The 19951-nt window shown below is 67.0% G+C and carries 22 protein-coding genes; 15 read left to right on the top strand and 7 right to left on the bottom strand.

The window, feature by feature from the left end; genetic code table 11:
- The first annotated feature begins 38 nt into the window (after positions 1-38).
- From modB to EPK82_RS18990, 3 genes are all read left to right on the top strand, one after another.
- Positions 39-719 carry a molybdate ABC transporter permease subunit gene (modB, locus tag EPK82_RS19000; RefSeq protein WP_394346206.1) on the top strand — a complete coding sequence of 227 codons (681 nt, stop codon included), beginning with the start codon at positions 39-41 and terminating at the stop codon, positions 717-719.
- Positions 719-1852: a molybdenum ABC transporter ATP-binding protein gene (gene modC, locus EPK82_RS18995; RefSeq protein WP_134677661.1), complete on the top strand. Its 1134-nt coding sequence runs from the start codon at positions 719-721 to the stop codon at positions 1850-1852. Before modB ends, modC begins: the two co-directional genes overlap by 1 nt.
- Before the next feature lie 195 nt (positions 1853-2047).
- A complete protein-coding gene (locus EPK82_RS18990; protein WP_134677660.1) occupies positions 2048-2911 on the top strand; it encodes a hypothetical protein in 864 nt (287 codons plus the stop codon).
- Between the two features lie 566 nt (positions 2912-3477).
- Here the strand turns inward: EPK82_RS18990 and EPK82_RS18985 are convergent.
- Both EPK82_RS18985 and EPK82_RS18980 read right to left on the bottom strand, forming a co-directional pair.
- On the bottom strand, positions 3478-4302 hold the full coding sequence (locus EPK82_RS18985) for a sigma 54-interacting transcriptional regulator (RefSeq protein WP_134677659.1): 825 nt from the start codon (positions 4300-4302) through the stop codon (positions 3478-3480).
- An 82-nt stretch (positions 4303-4384) separates the two neighbouring features.
- Positions 4385-4966 carry an RBBP9/YdeN family alpha/beta hydrolase gene (locus EPK82_RS18980; protein WP_134677658.1) on the bottom strand — a complete coding sequence of 194 codons (582 nt, stop codon included), beginning with the start codon at positions 4964-4966 and terminating at the stop codon, positions 4385-4387.
- A 244-nt stretch (positions 4967-5210) separates the two neighbouring features.
- On the opposite strand from EPK82_RS18980, the gene oscA reads away from it, so the two are divergent.
- From oscA to EPK82_RS18955, 5 genes are all read left to right on the top strand, one after another.
- Positions 5211-5390, top strand: a complete 180-nt coding sequence (oscA, locus tag EPK82_RS18975; RefSeq protein WP_037051271.1) for a sulfur starvation response protein OscA — start codon at positions 5211-5213, stop codon at positions 5388-5390.
- A 74-nt stretch (positions 5391-5464) separates the two neighbouring features.
- Complete coding sequence (locus EPK82_RS18970; protein WP_134677657.1) at positions 5465-6466, top strand: sulfate ABC transporter substrate-binding protein; 1002 nt, start codon at positions 5465-5467, stop codon at positions 6464-6466.
- 72 nt (positions 6467-6538) lie between these two features.
- Positions 6539-7351, top strand: coding sequence for a sulfate ABC transporter permease subunit CysT (cysT, locus tag EPK82_RS18965; RefSeq protein WP_037051267.1), 813 nt, complete (start codon positions 6539-6541; stop codon positions 7349-7351).
- A 9-nt stretch (positions 7352-7360) separates the two neighbouring features.
- Positions 7361-8227 carry a sulfate ABC transporter permease subunit CysW gene (gene cysW / locus EPK82_RS18960; RefSeq protein WP_037051265.1) on the top strand — a complete coding sequence of 289 codons (867 nt, stop codon included), beginning with the start codon at positions 7361-7363 and terminating at the stop codon, positions 8225-8227.
- Positions 8228-8283: 56 nt separating this feature from the next.
- On the top strand, positions 8284-9276 hold the full coding sequence (locus EPK82_RS18955) for a sulfate/molybdate ABC transporter ATP-binding protein (RefSeq protein WP_047587121.1): 993 nt from the start codon (positions 8284-8286) through the stop codon (positions 9274-9276).
- Positions 9277-9298: 22 nt separating this feature from the next.
- On the opposite strand, the gene EPK82_RS18950 is transcribed toward EPK82_RS18955, so the two are convergent.
- Complete coding sequence (locus EPK82_RS18950) at positions 9299-9991, bottom strand: ArsR/SmtB family transcription factor (protein ID WP_134677656.1); 693 nt, start codon at positions 9989-9991, stop codon at positions 9299-9301.
- Positions 9992-10076: 85 nt separating this feature from the next.
- Here EPK82_RS18950 and EPK82_RS18945 point away from each other — a divergent pair, with 85 nt between their 5' ends.
- Complete coding sequence (locus EPK82_RS18945; RefSeq protein WP_134677655.1) at positions 10077-10436, top strand: antibiotic biosynthesis monooxygenase family protein; 360 nt, start codon at positions 10077-10079, stop codon at positions 10434-10436.
- Positions 10433-11170 (top strand): sulfite exporter TauE/SafE family protein, encoded by a 738-nt coding sequence (locus EPK82_RS18940; protein WP_134677654.1) that lies wholly within the window; start codon positions 10433-10435, stop codon positions 11168-11170. The genes EPK82_RS18945 and EPK82_RS18940 overlap by 4 nt, the downstream gene beginning before the upstream one ends.
- 9 nt (positions 11171-11179) lie before the next feature.
- On the opposite strand, the gene EPK82_RS18935 is transcribed toward EPK82_RS18940, so the two are convergent.
- Positions 11180-11581, bottom strand: coding sequence for a hypothetical protein (locus tag EPK82_RS18935; protein ID WP_037051248.1), 402 nt, complete (start codon positions 11579-11581; stop codon positions 11180-11182).
- 123 nt (positions 11582-11704) lie between these two features.
- Between EPK82_RS18935 and EPK82_RS18930 the strand changes: the two genes are divergently transcribed.
- Together EPK82_RS18930 and EPK82_RS18925 are read left to right on the top strand one after the other, a co-directional pair.
- Complete coding sequence (locus EPK82_RS18930) at positions 11705-12499, top strand: MmyB family transcriptional regulator (RefSeq protein WP_134677653.1); 795 nt, start codon at positions 11705-11707, stop codon at positions 12497-12499.
- A 113-nt stretch (positions 12500-12612) separates the two neighbouring features.
- On the top strand, positions 12613-13359 hold the full coding sequence (locus tag EPK82_RS18925) for a hypothetical protein (protein ID WP_134677652.1): 747 nt from the start codon (positions 12613-12615) through the stop codon (positions 13357-13359).
- Between the two features lie 64 nt (positions 13360-13423).
- Here the strand turns inward: EPK82_RS18925 and EPK82_RS18920 are convergent, their stop codons facing one another.
- Entirely contained in the window at positions 13424-13948 is a 525-nt protein-coding gene (locus tag EPK82_RS18920) for an Mpo1 family 2-hydroxy fatty acid dioxygenase (protein ID WP_134677651.1), read from the bottom strand.
- A gap of 115 nt (positions 13949-14063) precedes the next feature.
- Here EPK82_RS18920 and EPK82_RS18915 point away from each other — a divergent pair, with 115 nt between their 5' ends.
- Together EPK82_RS18915 and EPK82_RS24815 are read left to right on the top strand one after the other, a co-directional pair.
- The gene (locus tag EPK82_RS18915; protein WP_134677650.1) at positions 14064-14747 is read left to right on the top strand and encodes a Crp/Fnr family transcriptional regulator; all 684 of its coding nucleotides are present in this window, start codon (positions 14064-14066) and stop codon (positions 14745-14747) included.
- A 55-nt stretch (positions 14748-14802) separates the two neighbouring features.
- Positions 14803-16800, top strand: coding sequence for a metallophosphoesterase family protein (locus EPK82_RS24815; protein ID WP_167494378.1), 1998 nt, complete (start codon positions 14803-14805; stop codon positions 16798-16800).
- On the opposite strand, the gene EPK82_RS18905 is transcribed toward EPK82_RS24815, so the two are convergent.
- On the bottom strand, positions 16745-18070 hold the full coding sequence (locus EPK82_RS18905) for an APC family permease (RefSeq protein WP_037051242.1): 1326 nt from the start codon (positions 18068-18070) through the stop codon (positions 16745-16747). The two genes, EPK82_RS24815 and EPK82_RS18905, sit on opposite strands and share 56 nt — an antisense overlap.
- A 109-nt stretch (positions 18071-18179) precedes the next feature.
- Positions 18180-18995, bottom strand: coding sequence for a carbon-nitrogen hydrolase family protein (locus tag EPK82_RS18900; RefSeq protein WP_037051240.1), 816 nt, complete (start codon positions 18993-18995; stop codon positions 18180-18182).
- A gap of 140 nt (positions 18996-19135) precedes the next feature.
- On the opposite strand from EPK82_RS18900, the gene EPK82_RS18895 reads away from it, so the two are divergent.
- A complete protein-coding gene (locus EPK82_RS18895) occupies positions 19136-19918 on the top strand; it encodes a helix-turn-helix transcriptional regulator (protein WP_134677649.1) in 783 nt (260 codons plus the stop codon).
- Positions 19919-19951 lie beyond the last annotated feature (33 nt).

Genomic DNA, 19951 nt, shown 5'->3' with positions numbered 1-19951 from the left:
CGGAGCGCATCCGGCCAGGTTCGTCTTTCGGAATGAGCATGCCGCTGTCAACCAACGACCTCGACGCCATCCTGCTGACCCTGGAGCTGGCTTCGCTGACCACGCTGCTGCTGCTGATCATCGGCACGCCCATCGCCCTGTGGCTGACGCGCACCGAGTCCTGGCTGAAACGCCCGGTCGGTGCGCTGGTGGCCTTGCCGCTGGTGCTGCCGCCGACGGTGATCGGCTTCTACCTGCTGGTGAGCATGGGGCCCAACGGTTTCTTCGGGCAACTGACGCAGAGCCTCGGCCTGGGCACCCTCACCTTCAGCTTCACCGGCCTGGTGATCGGCTCGGTGTTCTATTCGCTGCCCTTCGTCGTGCAGCCGTTGCAGAACGCCTTCGAAGCCATCGGCCGCGCACCGCTGGAGGCGGCCGCGACGCTGCGCGCCAACCCCTGGGATGCCTTCTTCAGCGTGGTGCTGCCCCTGGCGCGCCCCGGTTTCGTCACCGCCACGATACTCGCCTTCGCCCACACCGTCGGTGAGTTCGGCGTGGTGCTGATGATCGGCGGCAACATTCCCGGCAAGACCCAGGTGGTCTCGGTGCAGATCTACAACCACGTGGAAACCATGAACTACGCCCAGGCGCACTGGCTGGCCGGCGGCATGGTGGCCTTCTCCTTCATCGTGCTGCTGGCGCTGTACAGCGGGCGCAGCGGCAAGACGAGGGCGCTGTGATGCTGGCCTCGCTGTTCGGCAAACGCGGCGCCGAGACGCCGATCATCGACGACGGGCGCATTCGCGCACGCTTTCTGCTGCAACACCCCGGCTTTCGCCTGGACGTCGACCTCGACCTGCCCAGCCGTGGCGTCAGCGCCCTGTTCGGTCATTCCGGTTCGGGCAAGACCAGCTGCCTGCGCTGCTTCGCCGGGCTCGACCGCCCCCGTGAAGGCTACCTGCAGGTGGCCGGCGAACGCTGGCAGGACAGTGCCAGCGGAGACTTCCTGCCGGCCCACCGGCGCGCCATCGGCTACGTGTTCCAGGATGCCAACCTGTTCCCCCACCTCAGCGTGCGCGGCAATCTGGAGTTCGGCCAGCGGCGCATCGCCGCCCGCGAACGCAAGGTCGCCCTGGACCAGGCGCTGGAGCTGCTCGGCATCGGTCATCTGCTCGAACGCCTGCCGTCGGCCCTGTCCGGCGGCGAGCGGCAGCGCGTCGGCATCGCCCGCGCCCTGGTCACCAGCCCGCGCCTGCTGCTGATGGACGAACCCCTGGCGTCGCTCGATCTCAAGCGCAAGCAGGAGGTGCTGCCCTACCTCGAACGCCTGCACGAAGAACTGGATATCCCGGTGATCTACGTCAGCCACGCCCCGGATGAAGTGGCGCGCCTGGCCGACCATCTGGTGCTGCTCGAGGACGGCCAGGTACGCGCCAGCGGCCCGCTCAAGGAGTTGCTGCTGCGCACCGACCTGCCCTTCGCCAGCGACGACGACGCCGAAGCGGTGATCGACGGGCAGGCCAGCGCCTACGACGCACGCTACGGCCTGGTCGAACTCTGCCTGCCCGGCAGCGAGGCCCGTCTGCGCCTGCCGCACGCGGCGCTGCCGGCCCAGCAACGCGTACGGGTGAAGATCAAGGCGCGCGATGTCAGCCTCAGCCTGCAACGCGCCGAGGGCAGCAGCCTGCTCAACCTGCTGCCGGTCACGGTGGACAGCTGGCAGGTGCTGGATGCGCAGGTGCTGCTGACCCTGCGCCTGGGCGAACAACGCCTGCTGGCGCGGATCACCCGCTACTCCTTCGATCAGCTGGGCATCCATGCCGGCCAGGCGATCTGGGCGCAGATCAAGTCGGTGTCGCTGTTGGCGCCTTAAGCAGCACGGCCAACGAGGACGTCCAGCTCTTCTCACATTTACGGTGTCGCTGCAGTCGCGAGCAAAGCCTCAGAAGAGGGGATGGACAACAACTTTCAAACACAAACAATTATCATTAGCATGACGATCTATATCCAAAGAGCCTGCATCACCACTTCTGTCAGAAGCCAATCTCCTGATATCTGAAATAACGCCATGCTCAAGAAACCCCTATTGATCTTCCTGCTCGTTGGACTCATGAGCTTCATCACCGCGTTCTCCATCCTGGCCCTCCCTACCATGCAGGAGCCGTCGCCGGTCAGAGCGCTCTGGTCTGCACAGACAGAGACCGCCGGACGGTTATCACCGCCTCCTGCCATCTCGCATCCAACCCAAGCTCAGCCCGAAAGCACACATCCCCCGCAACACCCCAGAACTGCCATAAACCAGAAGAAACTGGACTATGCCGATTGGCGATCCGAGCTGAGGTTCATACAGGGCCCAGTGAAGGAAACACTTGCCGAGCTTGATGCCAAAGCTTCGCCGGAGGGCGACTACATGGCAGCCAACCTGCTGCATATGTGTTATCTCCGGCAGCAGAATCCGCCCAGCGACGCTGCAACGGAGGGCTACCCTCCCCGAAGCGAATGCCTGGAGCTGGGTGTGCTCTCCCAAGAGAACTGGGTGGAGCGCATGAAAGCGGCGGCAGATGCCGGATTGGCAGCCGCCCAGGTAGCCATGGCCATCGCCGAGAACCCCAACCCACCGCTTTCCCCTGACGAACCAGACCCTTGGCTAGACATGCAGCGCGACTATATCGACAAAGCTGCAAGCCAATGCCACCCAGGCGCCTATGTCATCCGCGCCAACTACCGGTTCGATCCCGACAATCCACAGCTACAAAATCAAGCTGCCTACACCGACTTCTACACCGCCGAGCTGATCTACCGGCAGCGCTTCGAAGGTGCCCCGTCGCTTGAAAAACTACTGGAGCAGGAACGGCAGAAGCTGTACCAGCACCAGATCCTGGAAGCGGAAAACCAGGCCCTGATCAACTACCACAAAGCATGCACACAGTGATCACCCGAAAAGGACTTCTCACCACCGTCTTCCTGGCGCTCTTCACTGTGGCAATTGCCGCATCCTATGACCGCTGGTTCTGCTCGGACTGCTCTATGGACATGACTGCTCTGGATGAACTGAGCGGGCCGATCACCTTCATACGTTCCACGGTCAACAGCGTCGTCAACCAATGGCGGCCTGGCGATACAGTCACCATCACCAACGGGTCACAGTGGACTACATTCCGTTACAGCGGCTCTCCCACCCAGCTCTGGGTTCCGATCAACTTTGGCGATGGCGAAGGTCCGGGCACACTCAGAAACCCTGAAGATGCCCCGGCGCCAGGTAGTGGCAGCGGAGGAGGTGGCGGCGGAGCGAGTCGGCCTTTTTTCCCCGGCTTCGGCGGCGGTTCTCTACCCACAGGCCAGGTGGACATGGGCCCTATTCAGCTTGTGGGTGGCAGTGGTTCCTGCACTGGCTGCCACTAGCGACAACAGACCGCTGCAATGTCAGCGCAAATCACCCTCCCCGCTATGTACTACGCCGGCACCACGCCGGCTGCACTCAGGTGATATATGCCAGGCCTATGCCTGGGCACCCGGCAACTCCAGATGTTCCGGCCGAATCTCCGCATGACCGGCCAGCAGCAACGCGAAGTGAATGACGTTCTCCAGCTCGCGGGTATTGCCCGGCCAGCGATGCGCCTCCAGCACGGCCTGGGCCTGCTCGCCGAGTGCGGGAATCGCCAGGCCCAGGCGCAGGGCATGGATGCCGAGGAAGTATTCGGCCAGCGGCAGGATGTCGCCGACCCGCTCGCGTAGCGCGGGGAAATGCAGCTGGCCGTCGCACAGATACGCGTACAGGCCTTCGTCGAAGGTGCCGGCCGCCACCGCACGGGCCAGGTCGATGCTGCTCGCGGCCAGCAGACGCACGTCCACCGGCGTCGCCTGGCTGGCACCGACGCGGTACACCTCGCGGGTCTCCAGCGCCGCCAGCAGCTTGCGCTGCAACGCGCGCGGCAGGTCGGCGATCTCGTCCAGATAGAGGGTGCCGCCATGGGCCGAACCGAACCAGCCGGCCCGGCTGCCGGCACCACCGGCATGGGCACCGCCGACGTGGCCGAACAGTTCGGCCTCACCCCACTGCGGGCTGATCGTCGCGGCGCTCAGGGCCACGAACAGGCCGCCGCGCTCGCTGTGCCGGTGGATATAGCGGGCCAGCAGTTCCTTGCCGGTGCCGGTCTCGCCCCGGATCAGCAGCGGCTGATGCCCCGGCGCCAGGGCGTCGGCCCGCTCGCGCAGCTGACGCGAACGCGGGTCGACGAACACCAGCGCCTTGGCCCGGATGCTCAGGGGGTTCTGCGGCGCATCGGCGAAGGTCAGCGGCGGCGCATTCAATGTAGGCGGCATGGCCAGGACTCCAGTACCGGGCGGCTCACCCGAGAAGAAAAAGGAAGCGGGCGGCTGCCTGGCCCGGCCCCGCCCCGAAAACTCAGGCGCGCCGGCGTTGCTGCTGCTCGATGCGGTTCTGCAGGCGATAGAGATGAGCGAAGCCCTGCTCCCAGTAGTGATGCCCGGATTTCACGTTGATATGCCCCACCCCGCTGAGCACCACTGCACCGCTGCCCCAGTGACGCGCCATCTCGACAGCGCGTGCGGCGCTGGCGGCAGGATCGTTGTCGGAGCCGATCAGCTGACTGGGAAACGGCAGCAGGTCACGCGGCAGCGGCGCGAAGTTCTGCAGCGGCTCAGGGCAGCCTGGGCGCTCCACGTCCGCCGGCGCCACCAGCAGCGCACCGCGCACCCGGCGCAGCAGCTCCAGCGGCGCCTGCTGCGCCCAGTGGGCGACGGTCACGCAGCCCAGGCTGTGGGCGATGAGGATCGCGGGGCGTGGATCGGCGGCCACCGCCCGATTCAGTTCGGCGACCCAGTCGGCGCGCTGCGGGCTGGCCCAGTCCTGCTGCTCGACCCGCGTACTGTTCGGCAGGCTGCGCTGCCAGTGGCTCTGCCAGTGCTCGGCGGACGAGCCCTGCCAGCCTGGCAGGATCAGATAACGGATTGCTTCGCTGCGCATGGTCGGCGCCTCCTGAGTCGAATGGCCCCAGTCTAGGCAGAAGCTTGCAAGCACAAAAAGAATAAGAATTCATTTGCTTATGCAAAAAAAACACCAAGCAAACATCGCCGCCTAATATTCTTTTTCGATCTATAAATGTTCTTAAACATTATTTTTAAGAATATTAGCGCCTCCCTACTATCCGCTCCACGCCAACGGCGGTCGCCGTCCACCGTCATGGCGCCCATCCACAAGGAGCCTGGAAATGACTGCGACGCTGAGACACCTCGAAGGCCAGGATGACGCCAGCATCCTGCGCGAGATCCAGACCGCCCTGCAGGGCCTGAAATTCGGCGCGGTGGAAATCACCGTGCACAACGGCCAGGTCGTGCAGATCGAGCGCAAGGAAAAGATCCGCCTGCAACAACCGAACACCAAGAACTGACCCATGATGCAGCCCGACCGGACCACCGGAGGGCTACCGCCAACACCCGCACCCAATCCGTGAGGAGCTGCACCATGTCCATTCGCCGTTTCGCCCTGGCCACGCTGGCCAGCAGCCTGATCGCCGGCCCGGCCGCCGCCGCGCCGCTGCTCAACGTGTCCTACGACCCGACCCGCGAGCTGTACGTCGAGTACAACGCCGCCTTCAACAAATTCTGGCAGGCCCAGGGCAATCCGGCCGTGACCATCCAGCAGTCCCACGGAGGCTCGGGCAAGCAGGCCCGCGCGGTGATCGACGGCCTGCGCGCCGACGTGGTGACCCTGGCGCTGTCCGGCGATATCGACGCGATCAACCACAACCAGACGCTGATCGAGCCGAACTGGCAGGCACGCCTGCCGGACAACAGCACGCCCTACACCTCGACCATCGTGTTCCTGGTGCGCAAGGGCAACCCGAAGCAGATCAGCGACTGGGACGACCTGGTCAAGGACGGCGTCGAAGTCATCACGCCGAACCCGAAGACCTCCGGCGGCGCGCGTTGGAACTTCCTCGCCGCCTGGGCCTACGCCCGCCAGCAATACGGCAGTGAAGAGCAGGCGCTGGCGTTCGTCACCGAGCTGTACCGTCACGCCCCGGTGCTGGATACCGGCGCCCGTGGCGCCACCATCAGCTTCGTCCAGCGTGGCCTGGGCGACGTGCTGCTGGCCTGGGAGAACGAAGCTTACCTGTCGCTGGCCGAGGAAGGCGGCGAACAGCTGGAGATCGTCACCCCGTCGCTGTCGATCCTCGCCGAACCGCCGGTGGCCGTGGTCGATGCCAACGTCGACCGCAAGGGCACCCGCGCCATCGCCGAAGCCTATCTGCAACACCTGTACAGCGAGGAAGGCCAGCGCATCGCGGCGAAGAACTTCTACCGTCCGCGCAACGAAAAGGTGGCGGCCGAGTTCAAGGAGCAGTTCAAGGATCTGCACCTGGTCACCATCGACAAGGACTTCGGTGGCTGGAAACAGGCGCAGCCGAAGTACTTCGACGATGGCGGCGTGTTCGACGACATCTTCCAGAAGATCAACCAGTGATCCGAGCGCCCCGGCGTGCCACCGGATAGCCGGTGGCACGCCGTGCCGTGGACCTGCACAAAAGGACTGACCATGTCTCGTCGAACCTCCCCGGTCATACCCGGCTTCGGGCTGACGCTGGGCTACAGCATCAGCTACCTGGCGTTGATCGTGCTGATCCCGCTGGGGGCGATGCTGCTCTTCTCGCTGCAGCTCAGCGCCGAACAGTGGTGGCGCCTGCTCGGCAACCGCCAGCTGCAGTTCTCGCTGCAGCTGTCGTTCGGCACCGCCCTGGCCGCCGCCCTGCTCAACGGCATTCTCGGCACCATCATCGCCTGGGTGCTGGTGCGCTACAGCTTCCCCGGCAGGCGCATCATCGACGCCATGGTCGACATGCCCTTCGCCCTGCCCACCGCCGTGGCCGGCATCGCCCTGACCGCGCTGTACGCGCCCAACGGCCTGCTCGGCTCGCTGCTCCCGTTCAAGATCGCCTATACCCCGCTGGGCATCACCCTGGCGCTGGTGTTCGTCACCCTGCCGTTCGTGGTGCGCACCCTGCAGCCGGTGCTGGCGGACATCCCCAGGGAGGTCGAGGAGGCCGCCGCCTGCCTCGGTGCCAGGCCGCTGCAGGTGTTCCGTCACGTGCTGCTGCCGAGCCTGCTGCCGGCCTGGCTGACCGGCTTCGCCCTGGCCTTCGCCCGTGGCGTCGGCGAGTACGGCTCGGTGGTGTTCATCGCCGGCAACATCCCGCTGCAGACCGAGATCCTGCCGCTGCTGATCGTCGCCAAGCTGGATCAGTACGACTATCCCGGCGCCACCGCCATCGGCGTGATCATGCTGCTGGTGTCATTCATCCTCCTGCTGCTGATCAACCTGCTGCAGCGCCGCATCCAGCCGCCCATCTGAGGAGCCGTCATGAGCCTTGCAACCCTTGGCCGGCAGGCCGCTGCGCGCCCCGCCAGTCGCTCGCCCGGCGCCATTGCGCTGATCGTCATCGCCTGGACGGTATTCGCCGTCATTCTCCTGTTGCCGCTGTACATGGTGCTGACCCAGGGCCTGAGTCGCGGCCTGGCGTTCTTCTGGGAGGCGATCCGCGAGCCGGACGCCATCGCCGCCCTGCAACTGACCCTGCTGGCCACCGCCATCTCGGTGCCGCTGAACCTGGTGTTCGGCGTCGCGGCTGCCTGGGCGGTGAGCAAGTTCGAGTTTCGCGGCAAGAGCCTGCTGGTCACCCTGATCGACATGCCGTTCTCGGTGTCGCCGGTGGTCGCCGGGCTGATCTACGTGCTGCTGTTCGGCTCGCAGAGCCTCTTCGCGCCGTACCTGGACAGGCACGACCTGCAGATCGTCTACGCCGTGCCGGGCATCGTCCTGGCCACCCTGTTCGTCACCTTTCCCTTCGTCGCCCGCGAGCTGATCCCGCTGATGGAGCAGCAGGGCAGCACCGAGGAAGAGGCTGCGCGCCTGCTCGGCGCCAGTGGCTGGCAGATGTTCTGGCATGTCACGCTGCCTAACGTAAAATGGGCGCTTATCTACGGCGTGGTCCTGTGTACCGCCCGTGCGATGGGCGAATTCGGTGCGGTATCGGTGGTCTCCGGGCATATCCGCGGTTACACCAACACCCTGCCGCTGCACATCGAGATTCTCTACAACGAGTACAACATCGTCGCCGCCTTCAGCGTCGCGATCCTGCTGCTCGTGATGGCCCTGGTGGTGCTGCTGCTTCGCCAGTGGAGCGAGGCGCGCCTGAGCCGCCAGCTACAGGCCAACCGAGAAGACTGACTGCCGTCACGCCGCCAGGAGCGGCATGGCCCACGGAACAACCAGGAACATCAGCCATGAGTATCGAAGTCAAAGGCGTCAACAAGCGGTTCGGCCAGTTCACGGCGCTGAACGACATCAACCTGAACATCCAGAGCGGCGAGCTGGTGGCCCTGCTCGGCCCGTCCGGTTGCGGCAAGACCACCCTGCTGCGCATCATCGCCGGCCTGGAAACCCCGGACAGCGGCAGCATCGGCTTCCACGGCGAGGACGTGTCCGACCACGACGTGCGTGATCGCAACGTCGGCTTCGTGTTCCAGCACTACGCCCTGTTCCGCCACATGACGGTGTTCGACAACGTCGCCTTCGGCCTGCGCATGAAGCCCAAGGGCGAGCGCCCGAGCGAGGCGAAGATCGCCGAGAAAGTGCATGAACTGCTCAATCTGGTGCAGCTCGACTGGCTCGGCGACCGCTATCCGGAGCAGCTCTCCGGTGGTCAGCGCCAGCGTATCGCCCTGGCCCGCGCACTGGCGGTGGAGCCCAAGGTACTGCTGCTCGACGAACCCTTCGGCGCCCTCGATGCCAAGGTGCGCAAGGAGCTGCGCCGCTGGCTGGCGCGCCTGCACGAGGAAGTGCACCTGACCAGCGTGTTCGTCACCCATGACCAGGAAGAGGCGATGGAAGTGGCCGACCGCATCGTGGTGATGAACAAGGGCGTGATCGAGCAGATCGGCTCGCCTGCGGAGGTCTACGAGTACCCGGCCAGCGATTTCGTCTACCACTTCCTCGGCGATGCCAACCGCCTGTACGTGGGCAGCGATCACCATGTGCTGTTCCGCCCGCACGAAGTGGATCTGTGCAGCGAACCGGCCGCCGATCACCAGGCCGGTGAAGTGCGCGACATCCGCCTGCTCGGCGCCATCACCCGCATCACGCTCAAGGTGGAAGGCCAGGACGAGCTGATCGAGGCCGAGGTGGCCAAGGACCACGCCAGCCTGGACAACCTCGCGCGCGGCACCACGCTGTACTTCAAGCCCAAGGGTGGCAAGCCGGTCAGCGCCCAGGCCTGAGCGCCGCGAACGGTTCCAGCGCCTACTCCAGGGCGATCGCCATGATCGCCCTGCGCCCCCCTGGCGAGACCTGCAGCGCACGCGAGCCCTGGCTGCGCCGCAGCCAGCCTTCAGCCTCGCACAGCGCCAGCAACGCAGCGCCCAGCGCCCCACCCAGATGCGGCTTGCGCTCGCTCCAGTCGGGGCAGGCGCAGAGCCGCTGACGGCGCTGCCGTTGCACCTGAGGCCAGTCGATGCCCAATGCCTGCAGGCGCTGCTCACCCGTCGCGGTGATGGCCAGCGTGCCGTCCTGCTGCGCCAGCCAGCCGGCCGCACACATGCGCGCGAAGACCCCCACCGCCAGCTCACCGGCCAGGTGGTCATAGCAGGTGCGCGCCTCACGCATCGCCTGCGGCGTACCCCGCGACGCCGGCACAGGACGCGACTGGCGCGGCTGTGCGGCGAGCGCGGCACTGGCCAGCGCCTCCACCAGCTGCCCCACTTCCGGGCCGGCCAGGCGGTAATAGCGATTGCGCCCATGGCGCTGCTGCACCAGCAGGCCGCCCTCGACCAGCTTGGCCAGGTGCGCGCTGGTCGAGGATGGCGACAACCCGGCCAGCAGCGCCAGCTCGCCGGCAGGGCGTGCGCTGCCGTCCATCAGCGCCCAGACCATGCTGGCGCGCCCGGCATCGGCGAGCAACGCGGCGATCGAACTGAAACCCGGTGCGTATTCCATAATTCACCTCATGACGAAACATGGCGTGCATGACACGTGAATACTGGCAGGCAACGTCAACCAGAGCCAGCCAGGGAGAAACCCGATGCTCGCCGTGATCTTCGAAGTACAGGCCCGACCAGGCCAGCAGCAGGACTATCTCGACCTCGCCGCCGGGCTGCGCCCGCTGCTCGCCAGACAACCCGGCTTCATCTCCATCGAACGTTTCCAGAGCCTCAGCGAACCGGGCAAGATCCTCTCGCTGTCGTTCTGGCGGGACGCCGCCTCGGTCGAAGCCTGGCGCCAGCGCCAGGAGCACCGCGAGGCGCAGACGGCGGGGCGCGAAAGCGTCTTCGCCGACTATCGCCTGCGCGTGGCCCAGGTGCTGCGCGACTACGGCCTGCACGAGCGCGAGCAGGCCCCCGCCGACAGCCAGGCCATGCACCACAGGGGAGCCGCACGATGACCGACTACCTGCCACTGATCCTCGCCACCTTCCTGCTCGCCGGCCTGGTCAAGGGCGTGGTCGGCCTCGGCCTGCCCACCATCGCCGTGGGCCTGCTCGGCCTGCTGATGGCGCCCTTGCAGGCCGCCGCGCTGCTGATCATCCCCTCGATAGTGAGCAACATCTGGCAGCTGTGCGACGGCCGCAGCCCGCTGCCGATGCTGCGCCGGCTGTGGCCCATGCTGCTGGGTATCGTCGCCGGCACGCTGCTGGTCGCCGCTGCGCTGCACAGCCTCGACCTGCCCGGCGCCAGCCGCTGGCTCGGTGCGGCACTGGTGCTCTATGCCGTGCTCGGCCTGGCCAGGGTGCAGGTGCGCGTCGCCGCGCGATACGAGCCCTGGCTGGCGCCACTGATCGGCGCCGTCACCGGGGCGATCACCGCCGTCACCGGCGTCTTCGTCATCCCTGCGGTGCCCTACCTGCAGGCCATCGGCCTGGAAAAGGACGACCTGATCCAGGCCCTCGGGCTTTCGTTCAGCGTCTCCACCCTGGCCCTGGCGGCGGCGCTCGGGCACAGCGGCGAACTGTTGCAGCCGGCGGTACTGGGCCTTTCGGCCCTGGCCCTGCTGCCCGCCCTGCTGGGCATGGCCGCCGGCCAGTGGCTGCGCAAGCGCATCAGCGCCGAGCGCTTCAAACGCTGGTTCTTCATCGGCCTGCTGCTGCTCGGCAGCGAACTGGCCCTGCGCAGCTTCTGAGCGCAAGCGTCAGATGGCGGCAGCCTGCGAGTGGCGGAGGCCGAACCACTGCAGCTCGGCCAGCAGCGCCACCGCCAGCGCCTGGGCGATGACGAAGGCGTAGCCGAACAGGTTCGGCGACAGCCAGCCGATCAGCAGCACCAGCAGGCTGTCGATCACCCACAGGGCATTGACCGCGATGACTGCCCAGACGACCTGGCGGCTGATCTGCTGGCGGTTGGACAACCACACCAGCAGCGCGGCGAATGGCAACAGGGCGCTGCCGGCGACCAGCAACAGCAGGCGCGGCAGTTCGAGGAAGGCGCCCAGCCAGCCGGCCGCCAGGACCAGCAGCAGGCCGGTGACGCCGCTGAGCAGGCCGTCGAGCAACAGCGCATCACGCAGCATGGGGTTGGGTTGCAGTACGTTCATGGCAAGTTCTCCACAGGGAGCACCGGGGTGGTGCCTGGCCTACAGACTTCGCCGAAACGCACGGGCCGTCGATTACCTATCAGGTAATGGCCGACATGACCTGGCTGGACTATCGTGCTGGCCATGACTACGAACTCCCAGACCGCCGGCGCCCTGTTGCGCCAATGGCGCCAGCGGCGCCGCCTGAGCCAGCTCGACCTCGCCTGCGAGGCGGAGATATCCACCCGCCACCTGAGCTTCGTCGAGACCGGCCGCGCACAACCCAGCCGCGACATGCTGCTGCACCTGGCCGAGCAGCTGGAGATTCCCCTGCGCGAGCGCAATCGCCTGCTCAGCGCCGCGGGATTCGCCCCGCTGTACAGCCAGCACGACCTCGCCGACCCGGCGCTGGAGCCGGCGCGCCAGGCCATCGACCAGTTGCTCAAGGCCCATGAACCCTACCCCGCCCTGGCCATCGACCGGCAGTGGAACCTGCTCGCGGCCAACGCCTCGGTCGGCCCCTTTCTCGTCGGCGTGGCAGACGCCCTGCTCGGCCCGCCGCTCAACGTGCTGCGCCTGTCCCTGCACCCCGAGGGGCTGGCCCCGCGCATCGTCAACCTGGCGCAGTGGCGCGCGCACCTGTTGCTGCGCCTGCACCGCGATGCCGAGATCAGCGGTGCCCCGCAGCTCCTGGCCCTGCACGAGGAACTGCTGACCTACCCGGCGCCGGAGGATGAGGGCGAAGCCTCTGCCGAGACGGTCCTGATGCCGGTGCAACTGCGCACCGAAGCCGGCGTGCTGAGCATGATCAGCACCACCACCGTGTTCGGCACACCGAACGACGTGACCCTGGCCGAGCTGGCCCTGGAAACCTTCTTCCCGGCCGACGCCTTCAGTGCCGAGTACCTGCGCAACCTGGCAAAAGCCCCCGAACGGTAGCGATTTCCGACGAAATCACTCTTTCGGGTCATGCTCGCTCCGGCATGACGCAGTAGTCTTGACGCTGTGTCATTGACGCCGCCCCGCTCAAAACAATAACAAGGAGCACCCGGATGCGCTGTAAAGCACTGCTACGCCATGCCTTTCTCTGGTCGCTGGGCCTCTTCGTCGGGCTCTCGCCCATGGCCTTCGCCGAGGCCGTCAGTCCGCAGGAACAGATCCAGATTCACGCCTGCCGCGCGACCAGCAGCCTGATGCTGTTACGTGGCGAGGGCTTCCAGAAGGTCCATCGACAGCGCCTGGAGGCCGACCTGGCCGCTCTGGCCGGTGCCATGCAGAGCCTGCCGCAGGGCAGCAGCGAGCTCACCAGCGCCCACCACGCCCTCGTTACCCAACTGCGCAACGGTGTTTCCTATGGCCCCGGTGACGAGAACGTGCCCTGGCGCTTCCCGGAGGACCTCAGTCGCGCCTTGCGTGATTTTCTCGCGGCGGCCAGGGGGCTGCCGGGCGCGCCAGGACAGAGTGAACTGGCGGCGAAGGTCGAGTACCTGGGGGTGCAATACCTCGCCCGCTCCTACCTGGGCACCTTCGAGATCGCCCGCGAGCACCCCGACACCTACCTGGGCCAGGACGAACGCCTGCTGCTGCCGGCCATCGACCAGGAACTGCAAGCCCTGGATGCCAAGGCGGACCCGCAGGTGAACAAGCTGCAGACCCGCTGGGGCTATCTGCGCGCCGCGCTGGCCGACATGAACAGCCAGAGCAACACGCTGGAGAGCGTGTCCGGCCGCCCCTTCGCACCGATCACCGTGGACCGCCACGCGCGCTCGCTGACCGCGCAGTGGATGGCGATGTTCTAGCTCAGCCGTGCCGGGTAGCCGCAGAAGCCGGCTCGTCGGCGCATGCGCCCGTCAGCCGGGCGGCTCAGGCCAGGGCCTTCTTCTCGCGAATGCAGGTCGGCCCGGCGATTTCCACCACCGCGTGCTCGACCTCCTTGCGCAGGCCGAGCAGGAAGGCCAGCTCGGCCACCACGAACAGCGGGCCGACCATCAGCCCCATGACGTCATCGACGAACGCCGGCTTGCGCCCTTCGTAATAGTGGCCGACGAACTGGATGACCCAGCCGACCACGAACAGGCCGAGCCCCGCCGACAGCCACAGCGCCGTGCCGGCCACCGCCAGCCCGGCAGCAGCCCACAGGCACAGCGCCAGCAGCAGGCTCATGACCAGACCGAAACGGGTATCCAGGCGCAGGTAGAACAGCGCGGCGGCCAGCGCCACCAGGGTGGCAGGCGCCAGCCACAGGCCGAACAGCTCGAAACCCGGGCGCGAGAGCAGCACGGCGACCGCCAGCACGATCATCGGGATGCCGATGAAATGGCTGGCGATGTTGCGTCGGTCGCGGTGGTAGGCGGCATACTGGGCCAGGTGATCGACGAGGGTTTTCATTGTTATCGTCCTCAACAGGGGAACAGGCCCCGCCATGATCACCTCGCGCCGCCGCATCGCTCTGTCGCCTAGCCGACAATGACATCGACGGCCACAGCGCCCTACAGGAGCCGACATGCCCGACCCTCGCACCTACGCCAGCCTGCTCAACCAGGGCCACTGGTTCGCCGCGCTGCCTGCGGCGCTGAGCCAGACCCTGCTGGAGATGGCCAGGGTGCAGCACCTGGATGCCGGCCAGCGGCTGTTTCGCCGTGGCGACAGACCCAGCGGCCTGTACGCGGTGGTCGAAGGCGCGGTGCGCGTCGGCGCCATCGGCGAGAACGGCAAGGAAGCCCTGCTGACCCTGGTCGAGCCGCCGTACTGGTTCGGCGAGATCTCCCTGTTCGACGGCCTGCCGCGCACCCACGATGCCTTCGCCGAAAGCGCCAGCACCCTGCTGTTGCTGCCACAGGCCGAGCTGCTCGCCCTGCTCGAACGCCAACCGCAGCACTGGCGCGATTTCGCCCTGCTGATGAGCCACAAGCTGCGCCTGGCCTTCATCGCCCTGGAAGACATGAGCCTGCTGCCGGCCGCGCCGCGCCTGGCCAGGCGCCTGCTACTGATCGCCGAGAACTACGGCGAGAGCGAGCCGCGCCGGGTGCTGCACCTGGCCCAGGAACAACTGGCGCTGATGCTCTCGCTGTCGCGCCAGACCACCAACCAGATCCTCAAGGAGCTGGAGGCCCAGGGCGTCGTGCGCCTGACCTACGGCGAGATCGAGATTCTCGACTTCGAGCACCTGCGCCAGCTGGCCTCCTGAACCGCTGGCGCCCTGCCACTGTCCAAGCCCTGTCTCTCATCCTGCAGGAAGCCTCATGCCCGACAACCTCCACACGCCACTGCCCGCGGTGCTGGCCGGCCCGCTGCTGCGCCGCCTGGAGCCCGGCCGCCTGGTGCTGTGGCTGGTGGCCAGTCGCGAGCTGAGCCTGCAACTCTGGCTGCACCCCGACGGCGAGGAGCCGCGCACCCTGGCCCTCGACGCGCATTGCCAGCAGCTGCCGCTGGGCCGGCATGCGGTCCTGCATCTGCTCGACGTGCCACTCGAGCACGCCCTGCCCCAGGATGTGCGCATCGCCTATGACCTGCAGATCATCGCGGCTGACGGGACGCGCGGCATGGCCGACTGGGCGGCGCACCTGCTCCACGACGGCGCCGAGCACGCCGATTTTGTCCTGCGTGCACGGCTCGACCAGTTGCTCCACGGCTCCTGCCGCAAGCCGCACCATGCCGCCGACGATGGCCTGCTCTGCGCCGACCGCCTGCTGGCCGAGCCGCACGACGCCACGCAGCGCCCGGCCCTGCTGCTGATGAGCGGCGACCAGGTGTACGTGGATGACGTCGCCGGGCCGATGCTGTGCGCCATCCACCAGTTGATCGCCCGCCTCGGCCTGTTCGACGAGCAGCTCGAAGGCGCGGTGGTCGAAGACAGCCAGGCGCTCTACGCCGATCCGGTGGGCTACTACCGGCGGGCCGAGCTGCTGCCCGAGATCACCAGCAACCAGACCCTGCGCGACAAGTTCTTCGGCGGCGTGAAGAAGCCGATCTTCACCAGCAGCAGCGCCGACAACCACCTGGTGACCTTCGCCGAGATGATCGCCATGTACCTGCTGGTCTGGTCGCCCGTGCCCTGGACGCTGATCGAGGAAACGCCCCCGCCACTGGACAAGCAACGCCAGCAGCGCTACGCCGACGAACGTCAGCGCATCGCGGCATTCCGCCAGGGGCTCGGCCAGGCCGCCCGCGTGCTGGCCCACCTGCCGACGCTGATGATCTTCGACGACCATGACGTCACCGACGACTGGAACCTGTCCGCGCGCTGGGAACAGACCGCCTACGGCCATCCGTTCTCCCGGCGCATCATCGGCAACGCCCTGCTCGCCTACCTGCTGTGCCAGGGCTGGGGCAACGACCCGCAGGCGTTCGCCGAGCCGCTGCGGGCCTGCCGCGACCTGCTCCTGCAACGCCAGGCGGACGACCACCTGCAGGCCAAGGCGCAGGACGCGCTGATCGGGCAACTGCTGGAGTTCCAGCACTGGCACTACGTGCTGCCGACCACCCCGGCGCTGCTGGTGCTCGACACCCGCACGCGGCGCTGGCGCAGCGAAGGTCATCTGTCGAAGCCCTCCGGGCTGATGGACTGGGAGGCGCTGTGCGACTTCCAGCAGGCGCTGCTCGATCACCCCAGTTGCATCATCGTCTCCGCCGCGCCGATGTTCGGCGTCAAGCTGATCGAAGGCATCCAGAAGCTGTTCACCTACGCTGGCCATCCACTGCTGGTCGATGCCGAGAACTGGATGGCCCATCGCGGTGCAGCCAGCGTGATGATGAACATCTTCCGCCACTCGCGCACGCCTGGGGACTTCGTCATCCTGTCCGGCGACGTGCACTACTCCTTCGTCTACCGGGTGAGCATCCGCCTGCGCCGCAACAGTCCCACCATCTGGCAGATCACCAGCAGCGGCATCAAGAACGAATTCCCGCACAGGCTGCTGGACTGGTTCGACCGCCTCAACCGCTGGCTCTATGCACCCTGGTCGCCACTCAACTGGCTGACCAAGCGCCGGCGCATGCGCGTCACCCCGCTGATCCCCGACCGCAGCCGCTCGGGCGAGCGGCTGTGGAACGGCGCCGGCCTCGGCCAGGTGTTCTTCGACGCGCAGGGCCGTCCCGAACGCATCCTGCACCTCAATGCCGACGGCTCGAAACCGGTGACCTTCGTCGCCGAGCGCGACGAAGGTCCGGCAACGGTGGCGCAGCTCAGCTCTGCGCGTCGAACTGCAGCTCCGGAGGACGGCGGCGAAAGCCTCCGGTGAGCCAGGTCAGGTACAGGCCACCGAGTACCAGCCAGCTGCAGCCGAGCATGATCGCCAGGCGATCCAGGCTGACCATCAGCCATAGTGTCGCCAGCAGACCGAGCAACGGGCACAGCAGGTAGCGCAGCACCTGCAGCGGCCCCCGCGCCTGCGGTTGGCGGGCGAAGTGGACGATCACCGAGAGGTTGACCAGGCTGAAGGCGAGAAAGGCGCCGAAGTTGATGAAGGAGGTCGAGGTGGTGACGTCCAGCTTCAGCGCCAGCAGGGCCACGACCGCGCACACCAGGATGGCGCCCACCGGGGTGCCGAAACGCGGGCTCAGGGTGCCCAGCAAGGCCCGCGGCAGCACGCCGTCACGGCCCATGGCGAACATCAGGCGCGAGGCGCTGGCCTGGGCCGACAGGCCCGAGGTGAACTGGCCGACGATCAGACCGATCAGGAACACCGACACGAACAGGTCGCCACCGATGTTGCGGGCGATCTCGTAGGCCGCCGCATCGCTGCTCTCGAACAGCGTCGAGGGATGCGCCAGCTGCACGCAGTAGGCGGTGACCACGAAGATCAGGCCACCGATCAGGGTGATCAGCAGGATGGCCCGCGGAATGGTGCGCTGCGGTTCGTGGGTCTCCTCGGTCAGGGTGCTGACCGCATCGAAGCCGAGGAAGGAGTAACAGGCGACCGCCGCGCCAGCCATGACCAGCGACAGGTTCATGCCCTCGCCCAGGAACGGCTCCAGCGACCACAGCGGCTTGCTCGCATCACCCAGCACGTAGTGCACGCACAGCGCGACGAAGGCCAGCAGGACGAGGAACTGCACCAGCATCAGCACGCCGTTGATGCCCTTGGCCAGGCGCAGGCCGACCACGTTGATCAGGCTGGTCAGCACAATGAAGGTCAGCACCCACAGCGCCTGTGGCAAGCCGGGGAAGGCCGAGTGCAGGTAGGCCGCACCGATCAGCCAGATGGCCATGGGCAGGAACAGGTAATCGAGCAGCACCGCCCAGCCGGCGATGAACCCCAGGTGATCGTTGATGCTGCGCCGCACGTAGCTGTAGGCCGAACCGGCCACCGGGAACAACCCGGCCATGCGGGCGTAGCTGAGTGCTGTGAAGACCATCGCCAGCGAGGCGGCGACATAGGCCGAGGGCACCGCACCACGGGTGATCTCGGCGAGGATGCCGAAGGTGCCGAGGACGATGATCGGTGTCATGTAGGCGATGCCGAACAGCACCACCGCTCCCAGTGAAAGGGATCGTTGCAGACGAGCCATTGCTTGCTACTCCCGTTTTTTTTGAAATTGTTATGGCAGAGCCGAAGTCGGCGAAAGAAAGGCGCGGCGAGGCCGCACGGGCGCTTCTGCGGCGCCCGTTCAAGGGAAATCAGGGAATCAGCAGCTCACGCAGGCCGCTGTCATGCTCGACACGCTGGCCAGGCAGCGGCATGCGTCGCTCGTCCAGGTAGCGATAGTCGCGACGGGCCTCGGCCAGGCGCTGCATGTCCAGTTCGATGACCTGCCGGCAGGGTTCGCGCCCCGCCTCCAGCAGCAGGCCGCCGCCGGGCTCGACCACCGCGCTGCCGCCGGCGAACACCAGGTTGCCGTCACCCTCGCCGACGCGGTTGACCATCACCGCGTAGGCCTGGTTCTCCATCGCCCGCGCCATGATCGCAGTGCGATGGGTCGGTCCGTAGGGGTCCATGTTGCCGTTGGTGACGATCAGCAACTCGGCGCCCAGCTCACCCAGGGCCCGGGCGCTTTCCGGAAACTCGATGTCGAAGCACACCAGCAGGCCGACGCGCACACCGTCGAGCAGCGCCGTGGCGTAGCGGTCGCCCGGGCTGAACACGCCCCGATCGGAGGCCCACAGATGGGTCTTGCGGTAAGTGAGGACGGTATCGTCGCCGTCGATCAGCAGCGTGGTGTTGTAGAACACGCCGTTGTCGTTCTCGGCAATGCCGATGGCCACGGCCACCCCCCGCTCGGCGGCGGCGCGACGGATCGCCCGCAGGCTCGGGCCATCGAGTGGCTCGGCCAGGGCGGCGACGTTCTCCGCCGTGGGGAAGCCGGTCAGGTAGGTTTCCGGAAAGACCAGCAGGCGGGTTCCGGCCGCGCAGCCGGCGATGGCGTGCAACGCGGCAGCGAGGTTGTGGGCGGTATCGCCATCACGGCCAGCGAGCTGGACGAGTTCGACTTGCATGACAGGGCTCCGATTCTTGTTGTTGCACGACGCGTGGTGGCTACCCAGAATGCCGGCAGCCATCCGCCAGGGTTCGAGTATGGAGACAGGGGTGCCCGGGCGAAATCACGCATGCGGGGTAACCCCCCGGGGGTAGAGGCATGACCATGACCTTGCACGACATCGCCTTCCATCGCTGCGTCGCCGAGCTGATCGACGCGCTGCCGGGCCCTCACTTCTGGCGCGCCCTGCAGCGCACCCTGGGCCAGTACGTGGCGCACGACAGCTGGGTGGCGCTGGTCTTCAGCGAGGGCCGCCCGCAGGTGCTGGCCGAGTGCAGCGGCGATGATGGCGAGCCCGACCTGCTGTTCCAGGACTACCTGCGCGGCCTCTACCTGCTCGACCCCTTCTACATCGCCAGCCGCGAAGGCCGCCGCGACGGCCTGGTGCGCCTGGGCGAGGTGGCGCCGGAGTGCTTCGAGCAGACCGATTATTACCAGCGCTACTTCCGCCTCAACGTGGTCGCCGACGAAGTGCAGATCAACCTGGCCCTGCCGGGCGAACGCACCCTGTGCCTGTCACTGGGCTCACGCCAGGCCTTCCGCCCCGAGCAGATCGCCCTGCTCGGCCTGGTGCAGCCCTGGGTCACGGCGCTGATGCGCCAGCGCCTGGCCTTCGAGCCGGAGCCCGGCGAACCGAGCGCGCCCCCGCCCTGGCAGGAGCGCCTGGAGCAGATGGCGCGGCACGTGGAGACCGCCCTGACCGGCCGCGAGCTGGAAGTGGTGCGGCTGATGCTCAGCGGCCACTCCAGCAAGGAAGTGGCGCGCAAGCTGGCGATCTCGGCGGAGACCGTGAAGGTGCACCGCAAGCATGTCTACAGCAAGCTGGGGATCAAGTCGCAGTCGGAGCTGTTCGCCCTGTTCCTCCAGGCGCAGGGCGGCTAACGCCCCAGTCCCGGACCGCGCATGGGCGGCGGG

Origin of the sequence: Ectopseudomonas khazarica, assembly GCF_004521985.1 — a bacterium.
GTDB classification, from domain to species: domain Bacteria; phylum Pseudomonadota; class Gammaproteobacteria; order Pseudomonadales; family Pseudomonadaceae; genus Aquipseudomonas; species Aquipseudomonas khazarica.
The sequence above is the reverse complement of the archived record's forward strand: the minus strand, read 5'-3'. Positions and strand labels throughout refer to the sequence as shown.